Consider the following 12,908-nt stretch of genomic DNA (forward strand, 5'->3'; position numbering starts at 1 on the left):
GGCCGGCTGATACGAGAATGGTTCCATGAACGCACCGGTTCGGCGCTCGCCCTGGGTCGAGGTGCTGGTCTGGTGCGTGGCGGTGCTGAGCCTGACGGTCCTGGCCGCGGCGGCCGTCGTCCGCAGCACGGTGCTCGACCCCGGGTTCTACGGCCAGGTGCTGGAGGACGAGCGGGCCTACCAGCGCTTCTACGACGAGGTGCTGGTGGACCCGGGCAGTACCCCGCTGACCAGTGACCTGCTGGAGCGGCTGCCCGTGCCGCAGTCGACCATCACCTCGAACCTCAAGGTGGTGATCCCGCCGGAGACGCTGCGGACCATGGGCGAGGGGCAGATCGCGGAAGTGGTCCACTATCTGGAGGGCGACCGCGACCGGCTGAGGATCACGGTCGACCTGGAGCCCGTCGTCGCGAACGTCGAACGGCTCAGCCAGGCGTACTTCGGTGATGCCGTCGCCGCGCTGCAGAAGCGGTCCGAACCCGACTTCCAGGCCTTCGTGCAGCGCCTGTCCGAACTGGTGGCGCGGGTGGTGGCCGGTGAGGCGCCGCTGGAGGAGCTGCCGACGCTGCCGCTTTCGCACAGCCAGGCGGCCGCGGCCACGGACGCGCTGATGCGTCTGGTGCCGGACGGCGCGACGCACGACGGCGTCAGATCCACCGTGCGCACGGCTCTCGACCGGGGCGACGTGGCCTCGGCCCTGGCCGCGATCGCCCCGGTCGCCCTGACCGACCAGGTCCGGGACGCCGCCGAGGAGCTGTTGCGGGAGGCGAGGCAGGGCACGTGGGTGGTGACCGTCGACGTCGAGCCCGGGGCCGAGGCGCTCGCCCCGCTGGACCGCGCCCGCAAGGTCACCCGGCTCTTCCAGGACGTGGTGGAACCGGCGGCGGCCGTGCTGTGCGCCGCCGCGCTCACGCTGCTGTGGTTGCTGACGCCCTCGCCCGCCAAGCGCCGGCTGATGCCGCTCGGCTGGGTGCCGGCCGCCGCCGCCTCACTCATGGCGCTCACCGTGCTCCTGTTGCGCCTCACGCTGGGCGACACGCTGTTCGGCACCCCGACGTCGTGGCCGCCGGCGGCCTCGGGGCTGCTCGCCGACGTCCAGGCCGCCGCGCTCGACCGGCTGCTGACCACCGCCGTCGTCGTCGCGGTGATCCTGCTCGCCGCGGGCGCCCTGCTGATCACCGTCGGCTGGGTCTGGCAGACCCGGCCCGGTGTGCCGGTCCTCACCGACCCGCGGCACGTTCCGGCGCTGACCTTCACCGTCACCGCCGTCGCCCTCGCCGGGACGATGCTGGCGCCGGTGGCGATCACCGGCTCCTCCCCGCGCATCTGCCAGGGCAGCGCCGAGCTGTGCGACGCCCGCTACGACGAGATCGCCCAGCTAGCGTCGCACAACGCGATGGCGACGACGGCGGACCGGTTCATCGGCCCCCTGCAGGACCCGGACATCGTCGGTCAGCTGGGCGCCGGGGTGCGGGTCCTGCTCCTCGACACCCACCGCTGGGAGCGGCCCGAGGAGGTGGCGGACCGGTTGAGCACCTCGGACTTCTCCCCCGCCGAGCGCCGTCGGCTGACCGCGCTCCTGGAACGGGTGAACCCGCCCCACTCCGGCCTGTGGCTGTGCCACTCGGTGTGCGGCGCCGGCGCCCTCGGACTGGAGCCGACCCTGCGGCAGATCGGTGAGTGGCTGCGCGACAATCCGACGGAGGTCGTCACGCTGGTCCTCCAGGACGGCGTGGACGCGGTGACGACGCAGGAGGCCTTCGTCCGGGCCGGTCTTTCGGACCTGCTGTACGAGCCGGACCGGGATCCGGACCGTCCGTGGCCGAAGCTCGGGGACATGATCGACAGCGGCCGGCGGCTGGTCGTGTTCGCGGAGAAGGCCGACGGACCCGCGCCCTGGTACCGGAACCTCTACCGGTACGGCATGGAGACGCCCTTCGCCTTCCGCAGCCCGGACGAGATGTCCTGCCTGCCCAACCGGGGCGGCTCCGACAAGCGGCTGTTCCTGCTCAACCACTTCGTCACGGCGGGCGGCGGGCTGCGCCTCGACGCCGGGGTCGTCAACTCCCGGCAGCGGGTGCTGGAGCGGGCACACACCTGTGAACGGCAGCGCGGCAGACCGGTCAACTTCATCGCGGTGGACTACGCGACGATCGGCGACGCGCTCGGGGCGGTGAACGAACTGAACACCGAGCGCCTGAAGAACGACGGCCCGCGCGTCCCCGTCGAGCGCTCGCCGGGCCGTCTGGAGGGCGCGGCCCAGGCCCGGCGACGCGGTGGTGTTCCGCGCCGCCGGGCGGGTTCCAGTCGTGGGTCTCCTATCGGTTGATCTGGAACTGGGAGCCCGGTTCGATCAGCACGTCCTCCTCCCCCGAGTTGGTGATCGTGACGTCTGTCAGGGTGGCGCTGCCCCGGGCGCCGCCCATCGCGAGGATGCCGGAGCCGTTGTTCGACTTGTCGATGCGGACGTTCTCGATCTTCACGTCCGGCATCGCACCGCCTCCCGTCTTGAACTGGATGCCGTCGTAGGTCGAGTCGAGGATCTCGGTGTCCCGGATGGTCACGCCCGGGATGTCCTGCCCCTGGGCGAAGAGGGTGATGGCCCCGAACTCCTGGTCCTCGTTCCAGAAGGCGCCGCCCGTGCGGTGCAGGGCGTTGCCCGCGACGAGGGTCTGTCCGGAGAAGGGCAGCGGGTCGTGGTCGGTGGCGAGCATGATGCCGGGGTAGTTCATGGTGTCGGAGACGACGTTGTTCTCGACGGTGTTGCCGTAACCGCCGTACACGGCGATGCCGTTGGCCCGCCACGGCAGCTGGATCGTGTTGTTGCGGAAGTGGTTGTCGTGGCCGACGTCCACCGACGTGTCCTTCACGTACTTGTTGGCCCAGACCGCGAGCGAGTCGTCGCCCGTGGTGCGGAAGGAGGAGTTGTAGACGGTGGAGTTGCGGGTGCCGTTGGAGAAGTTGATGCCGTCCGCGTAGGTGTCGCGGATGCGCATGCCGGTGAACTCCAGGCCGTCGCCGGGGCCCCACAGCTCGGGGATGTTCGAGTAGTCCCGGCCGACCCAGACGCCGACGTTGGCGTGCTCGATCCACACGTTGCTGATCTTGGTGTTCTTGCCGAAGCGGCCGTTGAGGCCGACGCCGCCCTCCTGGTTGCCGTCGCCGCCGCGGATGGTGCCCGAGCCGAAGATGGCGAGGTCGGAGATCTGGGTGTTGTCGTCGATGTCGAAGCCGAAGTTGCCCTCGTGCGGGTGGTTGATCCCGCCGGCCTCGTGCGGCGGGGTGAGGGTGTAGAGCTGGGAGTGCCACATGCCGGCGCCCCGGATCGTGACGTCGCGGATGCCGACCTGGTTGTACTGGCCGCGGTCGAGCGGATCGTCGGTGAGGATCTTCTGCTCCTGGCGCCACTGTCCGGCGGGGATCCACACGCAGTCGATCTTGCCGTTCTGGTCGTCGGTGACGGCGCGCTGGATGGCGTCGGTGTCGTCGAGTCCGTCGCCGGGGACGGCCCCGTACTCGGTGATGGAGGTGCACTCGGCGGGCTTGGCCTTCGCGGGCGCGACCTGCTCCAGGTCGATCAGGTCGATGACGTAGAAGGCGGCCGAGTCGCCCGCGTCGCGCTGGAGGCGGAATTCGGTGCCTTGCGGGAAGGTCCGGTCGAGGAGCGCGTGGGACTCGTCGAAGAGGCGGCGGGCGTCGCCGCCGGGCCGGTTGGTGAGTCCCTCGGGGTCGTCGGTGCTGCCGTAGAGCCAGCTGTGCTTGGACGACAGGTCGAGCTTCTGCACGAACTCGCCGTCGGCGTAGAGGCTGATGGTGGCCTCGGCTCCGCCGCCGCCGGGGGCGTCGGGGATGGAGTTGCGCACGACGATGGAGTTGGTGGGCGTGGTGGACGTGAACTCGACGTACTCGCCGGTCGCGTCGAGCCGGACGGACTCGCGGCCCGAGGACTCGGTGCCGAAGTCGGTGTGCCCGAAGGTGCGCTTGGCGTCGGTGGTGAGCAGGGTGCCGTCGTAGCGGCCGTCCTCCGCCTCGTACTCGGTGTAGGGCACGGCGGCGCCGCGTCCGACGACGAGGGACTTGGCGAGCACGTTGTTGTTCTCGTTGGTCTCGGCGACCTGCGCGGTGGCGTCGGCGGTGGCGGTGAGCGCGACCCCGCCGCTGGTCGCCGTCCAGGTGCCGCTGATCGGCACGTTCACCGTGGCGCCGGCCGCGACCTGCCCGGTGGTGCCGTCCAGGGTGGTGGAGCCCGCCTGGACGCGGGTCACCGAGCCCGCCTCGACGGCGCTGGTGCCCCGGTTGTGCACGGCGACGGTGAAGGAGACCTTCGCGCCCACCGCCGGGTTGGCGGGGTTGGTGGTGATGGAACGCACCTCGAGGTCGGGTCCCGGCGCCCGGTCGACGACCAGCCGGTCGGTGGCGGCGCGGCTGTTGTTGGTGTCGTCCAGTTCGGCGACGGTGTCACGCGGGTCGACGACCGCGGCGACCGCGTAGCTGCCGGCCGCGTGGGTGCCGGTGGAGACGGGGACTTCAGCGGACTCGCCCGGGTCGAGCGCGGGGACCGCGGCGCTGCCTGCCGTCGTGCCCTCGACGGTGACCTCGGCGGTGGTCGCGGCCGAGCGCGCGGTGCCGGCGTTGCGGACCGTGGCGTCGACGATGACCTCGTCGCGCTCGTCCGGTGCGGCGGGCGACCAGTCGAGGCCGGTGACCGTGAGGTCGGGTGCGGGGGCGGCGGTGCCGAGCACCTGGAACTCGGCGACCTGGCCGCCGGGTGCGCCGGTGTTGGAGAAGAACCGGAGCCGTACGTCGGAGACGCGGCCGGTGACCGGGATGGTCACGGCGTTGTCCTGGGCCGGGCTGAAGGCGTAGTCGGCACGGTCGCGCAGCGAGGTGAAGCCGCTGTCGCCCTGGGCCCGGCCGAGCACCTGGATGCTCTGGGTGCGGGCGGACCACACCGGGTCGGGGTTGAGCTTGACGACGACACCGCTGACGTCGGCGTCGGCGCCGAGCTTCACGGTGAGGTCGGCCGGGTTTCCGGCGGCCTCCCAGTACGTGGAGGTGGAGTCGTCGGTGGCGTTGGCGGCGACGTAGTTCTGGGTCGTCGAGGTGGCCTCGGCCGGCTTGTTGCGGGCGAGGTTGGTGCCGGTGGGCGGCGGGCCGGTGTCGACGTCGTCGCCGTACACCTCGAGTTCGGCCAGTTGCGCGGCGTTCCAGCCGGTGTTGCCGGTGATGTCGACGCGGACGTAGCGGGCCTCGGAGGGGGAGTCGAGGCCGATGGCGACGGTGCCCGCCTGCGCCGGGCCGAACGCCCGTCCGTCCGAGGCGTCGAGGGTGTGGAAGGTGGAGCCGTCGGTGCTGCCCCGCAGGGAGAGCGTCTGGGTCCGGCTCTCCCAGCCGGCGGGCAGTTCGAGGACCACCCGGTCGACGTCACGGGCGGTGCCGAGGTCGACCTGGAGCCACTCGGGGAAGGTGCCGGCCGGTCCCTCCCAGTACGTGGCCTGCTGTCCGTCGGTGGCGTTGCCGGCCGGGTAGGCGCCGTGCGAGCCGCCCGCCCTGGCCGGGCGGCCGAGGGCCAGGTTGACGTCGGCGGCGGCGGTCACCGGCGCCGTCGCCGCCTGCGCGGTGGCGGCCAGGGGCAGTGGCAGCAGCCCGACCGTCATCAGCCCGGCGACGGCGGCGCCCGTGAGCGTCCGCCGGCCGAGGGATCTCCGTCTCATGAGGTCCTCTGTTCCGTGGGGAGTCGGGGAGGGCGCGACGGTCCGGCAGTTGGGGGGAAGCACCGACTCTGCGCGCCAATTGAGCAGGACAGTCGATTCTTTGCGGAAAGCGCGTCATCAGGTTTCTAGCGCGTCACCTGTTTGTCAACGGTCGCGGTTGAGGCGGCAGTTGGCACGTAAACGACTTGCGCTGCTTACAACGTGCTTGCGTAGCACTTGATCTGGCAACCGGCAGCCACGGAGGGCGGATCGGGCCGGTCGAAGCCCGCAACGAGCGCAAGTCGTGCACGGGGCAGAGAAACGGACGGGGCAACAGGAGGGCCGGCCCGACGCCCTCAGGCGTCGAGCCGGCCCTTGCCGGTGCGAGGTCCCTCTCGGGGACGGATCAGTCCGTGCCGGACTCCATCGCGGCGCGGTCCAGCAGCTCGTCGTCGGCGGAGACCTCGCCGCGGGAGGCGATGGCCTGGGCGCCGCCCTCCGGCATGGCGCCGATCAGCCCGGTCGCGGCGGCCTGGGCGGCACCGATGGCGGGGTTGGCGGTGCCGATCAGACCGAGCCCGGCGTACTGCTCCAGCTTGGCGCGGGAGTCGGCGATGTCCAGGTTGCGCATGGTCAGCTGGCCGATCCGGTCCACGGGGCCGAACGCGGAGTCCTCGGTGCGCTCCATGGAGAGCTTGTCCGGGTGGTAGCTGAACGCGGGGCCGGTGGTGTCGAGGATCGAGTAGTCCTCGCCGCGCCGCAGCCGCAGGGTGACCTCGCCGGTGACCGCCGAGCCGACCCAGCGCTGCAGCGACTCCCGGATCATCAGCGACTGGGGGTCGAGCCAGCGGCCCTCGTACATCAGCCGGCCCAGGCGCCGTCCCTCGGTGTGGTACTGGGCCAGCGTGTCCTCGTTGTGGATGGCGTTGACCAGGCGCTCGTAGGCGGCGTGCAGCAGGGCCATGCCGGGCGCCTCGTAGATGCCGCGGCTCTTGGCCTCGATGATCCGGTTCTCGATCTGGTCGGACATGCCCATGCCGTGCCGGCCACCGATGGCGTTGGCCTCCATGACCAGGTCGACGGCGGAGGCGAACTCCTTGCCGTTGATCGTCACCGGGCGGCCCTGGTCGAAGCCGATGGTCACGTCCTCCGCCGCGATCTCGACCGACGGGTCCCAGAACCGCACGCCCATGATGGGCTCCACGGTCTCCACGCCGGTGTCGAGGTGCTCCAGCGTCTTGGCCTCGTGGGTGGCGCCCCAGATGTTGGCGTCGGTGGAGTACGCCTTCTCCGTGGAGTCCCGGTAGGGCAGGTCGTGGGCGACCAGCCACTCCGACATCTCCTTGCGGCCGCCGAGCTCGGTCACGAAGTCCGCGTCCAGCCAGGGCTTGTAGATCCTGAGCTGCGGGTTGGCGAGCAGGCCGTACCGGTAGAACCGCTCGATGTCGTTGCCCTTGAACGTGGAGCCGTCGCCCCAGATCTGGACGTTGTCCTCGAGCATCGCCCGGACGAGGAGGGTGCCCGTGACGGCACGGCCCAGCGGCGTGGTGTTGAAGTAGGCACGCCCGCCCGAGCGGATGTGGAACGCCCCGCAGGTGAGCGCGGCCAGCCCCTCCTCGACCAGCGCCTCGCGGCAGTCGACCAGGCGCGCGACCTCGGCGCCGTAGGTCTTGGCGCGGTCGGGCACCGAGGCGATGTCGGGCTCGTCGTACTGGCCGATGTCGGCGGTGTACGTGCACGGGACGGCGCCCTTGTCACGCATCCACGCGACCGCGACCGAGGTGTCGAGGCCGCCCGAGAAGGCGATACCGACGCGCTCGCCGGTGGGGAGGGAGGTGAGGACCTTGGACATAGGAAGAGTATGCATGATTACGCATGACCATGCAAAGCCTCCTTCGTCATGGAACTGTGGCTCCCCTCGTCACCGGGCCGGCATCGCCACGTACTGGTACTCCAGGAACTCCTCGATCCCGGCCCGGCCGCCCTCCCGGCCGAGACCCGACTGCTTGACGCCGCCGAAGGGCGCGGCGGGGTTGGAGACCAGGCCGGTGTTGAGCCCGACCATGCCCACCTCCAGGCGTTCGGTGACCCGCAGGGCACGGTCCAGGCCCTCGGTGAAGACGTAGCCGACGAGCCCCCAGGGCGTGTCGTTGGCGCGGCGGACCACCTCGTCCTCGTCGTCGAAGGCGAGGATCGCCGCGACGGGGCCGAAGATCTCCGTGACCGTCAGGCGGCTGTCCGGGGAGACGTCGGTGAGCACCGTGGGCGGGTAGAAGCAGCCGGGGCCCTTGGGCGCGGTGCCGCCGACCAGCACCCGGGCGCCGCGCTCCACCGCGTCGGCGACCAGTTCCTCGACCTTGGCGCGCCCGGCGGCGTCGATGAGCGGGCCGACGTCGACGCCGTCACTCGTACCGGGGCCCACGACCAGCGCCCCCATCCGCCGGGCCAGCCGGTCCGCGAACTCCTGAGCCACCGAGCGGTGTACGAAGAAGCGGTTGGCCGCGGTGCACGCCTCGCCCATGTTGCGCATCTTGGCGACCATCGCGCCGTCCACGGCCGCGTCGAGGTTCGCGTCGTCGAAGACCACGAACGGCGCGTTGCCGCCCAGCTCCATCGACGTCCGCACGACCGTGTCCGCGCACTGTGCGAGGAGCAGCCGCCCCACGGCCGTGGAACCGGTGAAGGACAGCTTGCGGATCCGCCCGCCGCGCAGGAGCGGTTCGCACACCTCGCCCGCACGGGAGGTGGTGACGACGTTCAGCACCCCGTCGGGCAGCCCCGCCTCCTTGAGGATCGCGGCGAGGGCCAGGCTGGAGAGCGGGGTCTGCGGGGCCGGCTTGAGCACCGTCGTGCAGCCGGCCGCGATCGCGGGGCCGATCTTGCGGGTGCCCATGGCGAGGGGGAAGTTCCACGGCGTGATCAGCAGGCAGGGGCCGACCGGGCGCCGGGAGAGCAGCATGCGGTTGCGTCCGTCGGGGAGGATCCCGTGGCCGCCGTCGATCCGGACGGCCTCCTCGGAGAACCAGCGGAAGAACTCCGCGGCGTAGGCGACCTCGCCCCGGGCCTCGGCCAGCGGCTTGCCCATCTCGGAGGTCATCAGGCGGGCCAGTGCGTCCGTGCGCTCCAGGACGATCTCGTAGGCACGGCGCAGGATCTCGCTGCGCGCCCTCGGTGCCGTACGGGCCCACTCCTCCTGCGCCTGGACCGCCGCCTCCTCGGCGAGCCGGGCGTCCTTGGGGCCCGCGTCGGCGACGTGGGCCAGGATCTCGCCGGTCGCGGGGTCGTCCACGGGCATGACGGCGCCGTCCGCGGCGTCCACCCAGGCACCGCCGACGAACAGCTGCGTGGGGGTGTCGGTCATGGGGTCCCTCCTGATCGCGGGTGTGCGGGCCGTGCGAGGCGGCTCGTGATGCGGTGCTCGGCGGCCGTCACCGTCCCGCCGCTCCCGACGTACCGGCCTCGACGGCGGCGGCCCACGCCCGGAGTCCCTCGTCCACGGCGGTCTCGTCGATCACCAGGGCCGGGATCATCCGCACCACCTGGTTCCACGCCCCGCAGAGCAACAGGAGCAGCCCCTCGTCGACGGCGGCCCGCTGCACCCGGGCCGCGGTCTCCGGGTCCGGCTCGCCGTCCTCGGTGACGAACTCGCTGGCCAGCATCAGCCCCATGCCCCGTACGTCGCCGACGGCCGGGATCCGGGACGCCACCGCCTCCAGGCCGTGGCGGAGCCGGGCGCCCATCGTCTCGGCGTTCTCGACGAGCTTCTCGTCGCGTACGACGTCCAGCGTGGCGCAGGCCGCCGCGCACGCGACCGCGTTGGCGCCGTACGTCCCGCCCTGCGAGCCCGCCCAGGCCTTGCGCATCAACTCCTCCGGGGCGGCGATGCCGGACAGCGGGAAGCCGCTGGCCAGCCCCTTGGCGGTGACGAGGATGTCGGGGGTGACGCCGAAGTGCTCGTGGCCCCAGAACCGGCCGGTGCGGCCCACGCCGGTCTGCACCTCGTCGAGGATCAGCAGGAAGCCGTGCCGGTCGGCGCGCTCGCGCAGGCCCTGCACGAAGGCGCGGTTCGCGGGGACGTACCCGCCCTCGCCGAGGACCGGTTCGACGATGACGGCGGCGGTGTCGGCGGGCGAGGAGATCGTCTGGAGGGTGTAGTCGAGTTCCCTGAGGGCGAAGCGGGTGGCGGTCTCCTCGTCCCAGCCGTAGCGGAAGGCCGTCGGGAAGGGGGTGACGACCACGCCGCTCATCAGCGGCGAGAACCCGGACCGGAAGCGGGTCCCGGAGGTGGTCATCGAGGCGGCGGCCACCGTGCGGCCGTGGAAGCCGCCGTGGCAGACCAGCACGTTGGGGCGTCCGGTGGCCTGACGGGCGAGGCGCAGCGCGGCCTCGACCGCCTCGCTGCCCGAGTTGGTGAAGAACAGACTGTCCAGGCCCTCCGGCAGCACCTCGCCGAGCTTGTCGACCAGGCGCCGCAGCGGCGGGTGCATGACGGTGGTGTACTGCCCGTGAACCAGGGTGGCGACCTGCTCCTGGGCGGCGGCCACGACCCTGGGGTGGCAGTGGCCGGTGCTGGTGACGCCGATGCCGGCGGTGAAGTCCAGATAGCGGCGGCCGTCCTCGCCGTCGATGTGGACGCCCTCGCCCCGGACCGCCACCACGGGGGTGGCCTGGCGAAGGTGCGGCGACAGTGCGGTCATGCTCGTCTCCCGGCCTGCTCGTCGGTCTCCTGCGGTCCCCCGATCCTTCCCGCCGCGGTGGGCGCGGCAACGCGTGATCTGTCCGGCCGGGGCGGGGTGTCCGGACGATGTGTCAGGCGTTCGGCGCCTTTCGCGGCGTCCGCCCGCTTCCCTGTCGCGCTCCAAGCGCTCTTGCGCAGGTCAGCGAGGCTTGTCAGAGTGACGGGAGTGCGCAGGGAGGCACCGTGAGCGAGAACCGGCAGCCGGGCCCGGCGGGCCGGTCGCCCACCGTGGCCGACGTGCTGGCGCTGCCCGTCCTGGCCGGTGGTGATCCGCGGGTGGTCACCGGCGAGGAGTACGTGGACCGTCCGGTCCGCTGGGTGCACATCACCGAACTGACGGACCCCGCCTCCTTCCTGAAGGGCGGCGAGCTCGTCCTCACCACCGGCATGCCCCTGCCCGACGACCCCGCCGGTGTCCGCCGCTACGTCGACGAACTCGCCGCCGTCGGTGCCGCGGCCCTGGTCATCGAACTGGTCCGCCGCTATCACCGGCCCCCCGACGCCCTGGTCGGGGCCTGCCGTGCGCGGGGGCTGCCTCTGATCACGCTCGCCAGGGACGTCAACTTCCTGGAGGTCACCCAGGTGGTCCACACGCTGATCCTCGGCCACCAGGCGGAGGCGATGCGCAGGACCCAGGGTGTCCACGAGGCGTTCACCGCCCTCACCCTGCGCGGCGCGGGCCCCGAGGAGGTGCTGCGTGCCGCGGCTGAGATGAGCGGCCGTACGGTCGTGCTGGAGAACCTGGTCCACCGGGCGCTGGTCTGCGAGCCCTCCGTGAGCACGGCCCAGGCCGCGCTCACGGAGTGGGAACGGCGCTCACGCACCACGCCGGCCACCGACCGCGCGGGGGTCTCGGGTCCCGAGGGCTGGCTCACGGCTCCCGTGGAGTACCAGGGGGAGCGATGGGGCCGGGTGGTCATGCTTCCCGTCATGCTTCCGGGCCGGGCCTTCGGACCCGAGGACGTCACGGTGCTGGAGCGGACCGCTATGGCGCTCACCATCGCCCGTCTCACCCATCCCACCTCGTGGGAACGCACCGCCCACCGCAACGTCCTGCGCGATCTCCTCGAGCAGCGTCACCGCTCCGCCGCGGACGCCCGGGCCCGGGTCGCGGCGCTGGGCCTGCCCGCGGAGCACGCCCGCTTCGTCGCCGTCCTGGCGGACCTGCCCTCCCAGGAGGACACCGGGGCGGCCGAGATCCAGCTCTCCGAAGAGCTGACCGCGACGGGAGCACAGGCCCTCGTCGGGCTCCTGTCCCCCACCCGCCTCGGCGTGCTGCTGGCGCTGCGCCCGTCCCGGCCGTGGCGCGAGGCCGTCGAGCGGCTGAGCCGCGCCGCGCTGGGCGCGGCCCCGGGCGCGACGGTGAGCGTCGGCTCACCGGCCCGGGACCTCGCCGACGTGGCCCGCTCCTTCCGCGAGGCGGCGCGGGTGGCCGAGGCCACCGAACCCGGCCTGGCCCTCCCGTCCGGCCGCTCCTTCCACGAGCGGTCCGACATCGGCCTGCGCCGCCTGCTGTTCGCGCTGCGCGACGACGTCCGGGTCCAGGACTACGCGGAGAGGCAGTTGGGTCCGCTCCTCGACCACGACGCCCGCCACGGCACGGATCTCGTCACGACCCTGCGTGGCTATCTGGACGCCGCGGGCAACAAGACGCTCGCCGCCCGCTCGGCGGGGCTGTCCCGGGAGACCGTCTACCAACGGCTGCGTACCATCGAGCGGTTGCTCGGCCGCGACCTGGAGTCCGGCGAGCAGCGCACCGAACTGCACGTCGCTCTGCACGCCGTCGACGCGCTGCGGGCGCGCCCGCCCACCGGCCGGGACTCCGGACGCGACCGATGAGTTTTCCCCCGCCCCTTGGTCATAGTGGTGACCGACCGCACGCGAAACGTCGAGGAATCCACATGCGTACTCTGATCAGCACCGCCTTCGTCTCGCTCGACGGTGTCGTGGAGGCCCCGGGCGGCGAGCCCGGCTACCGGAACTCCGGGTGGACCGTCAAACTCGTGGACTTCCTCCCCGAGGCGTACGAGATCAAGGGCCGGGAGCAGGGCGAGGCCGCGGCGCTGCTCCTCGGCCGGGTCAGCTACGAGGCGTTCAGCCCGGTGTGGCCGGACATGGCGGAGTTCCCCGAGTACCGGACGATGCCGAAGTACGTCGTCTCCACCACCCTCGCCGAGGACGACCTGGTGACGAACTGGGGCGAGACGACGATCCTGCGCTCGCTCGACGAGGTCGCGGCGCTGAAGGAGACCGAGGGCGGCCCGATCATCGTCCAAGGCAGCGCCGCGCTGAACCGTAGCCTGTCGGACGCCGGGCTGATCGACCGCTATCACCTGCTGGTCTTCCCGCTCCTTCTCGGTGCGGGCAAGCGGCTGTTCAGCGGCACGGACAAGGACGCGCAGAAGCTGGAGCTCGTCGAGCACGAGCTCTACGCCAACGGCATCCAGAAGAACGTCTTCGACGTCGTGCGCTGAGCC

At 72.0% G+C, this 12,908-nt stretch carries 7 protein-coding genes; 3 read left to right on the forward strand and 4 right to left on the reverse strand.

The genetic code is table 11. The features are described 5' to 3' along the window. Positions 1–25: 25 nt before the first annotated feature. On the forward strand, positions 26–2,329 hold the full coding sequence (locus ABS735_RS21140) for a phosphoinositide-specific phospholipase C-related protein (RefSeq protein ID WP_373901080.1): 2,304 nt from the start codon (positions 26–28) through the stop codon (positions 2,327–2,329). On the opposite strand, the gene ABS735_RS21145 is transcribed toward ABS735_RS21140, so the two are convergent. The 4 genes from ABS735_RS21145 to ABS735_RS21160 form a co-directional block, all read right to left on the reverse strand. Next, positions 2,319–5,714 carry a CARDB domain-containing protein gene (locus ABS735_RS21145; protein WP_373901079.1) on the reverse strand — a complete coding sequence of 1,132 codons (3,396 nt, stop codon included), beginning with the start codon at positions 5,712–5,714 and terminating at the stop codon, positions 2,319–2,321. The two genes, ABS735_RS21140 and ABS735_RS21145, sit on opposite strands and share 11 nt — an antisense overlap. 385 nt (positions 5,715–6,099) lie before the next feature. Further along, entirely contained in the window at positions 6,100–7,545 is a 1,446-nt protein-coding gene (argG, locus tag ABS735_RS21150; RefSeq protein WP_373901078.1) for an argininosuccinate synthase, read from the reverse strand. Positions 7,546–7,614: 69 nt separating this feature from the next. Beyond that, positions 7,615–9,054: an NAD-dependent succinate-semialdehyde dehydrogenase gene (locus ABS735_RS21155; protein ID WP_373901077.1), complete on the reverse strand. Its 1,440-nt coding sequence runs from the start codon at positions 9,052–9,054 to the stop codon at positions 7,615–7,617. 67 nt (positions 9,055–9,121) lie between these two features. Further along, on the reverse strand, positions 9,122–10,390 hold the full coding sequence (locus tag ABS735_RS21160) for an aspartate aminotransferase family protein (protein ID WP_373901076.1): 1,269 nt from the start codon (positions 10,388–10,390) through the stop codon (positions 9,122–9,124). A 224-nt stretch (positions 10,391–10,614) separates the two neighbouring features. Between ABS735_RS21160 and ABS735_RS21165 the strand changes: the two genes are divergently transcribed. Together ABS735_RS21165 and ABS735_RS21170 are read left to right on the forward strand one after the other, a co-directional pair. Further along, on the forward strand, positions 10,615–12,270 hold the full coding sequence (locus tag ABS735_RS21165) for a PucR family transcriptional regulator (RefSeq protein ID WP_373901074.1): 1,656 nt from the start codon (positions 10,615–10,617) through the stop codon (positions 12,268–12,270). 62 nt (positions 12,271–12,332) lie between these two features. Beyond that, the gene (locus ABS735_RS21170; RefSeq protein ID WP_373901072.1) at positions 12,333–12,905 is read left to right on the forward strand and encodes a dihydrofolate reductase family protein; all 573 of its coding nucleotides are present in this window, start codon (positions 12,333–12,335) and stop codon (positions 12,903–12,905) included. The last annotated feature ends 3 nt before the right edge of the window (positions 12,906–12,908 follow it).

This window comes from Streptomyces sp. MMCC 100 (assembly GCF_041538145.2).
Taxonomy (GTDB): domain Bacteria; phylum Actinomycetota; class Actinomycetes; order Streptomycetales; family Streptomycetaceae; genus Streptomyces.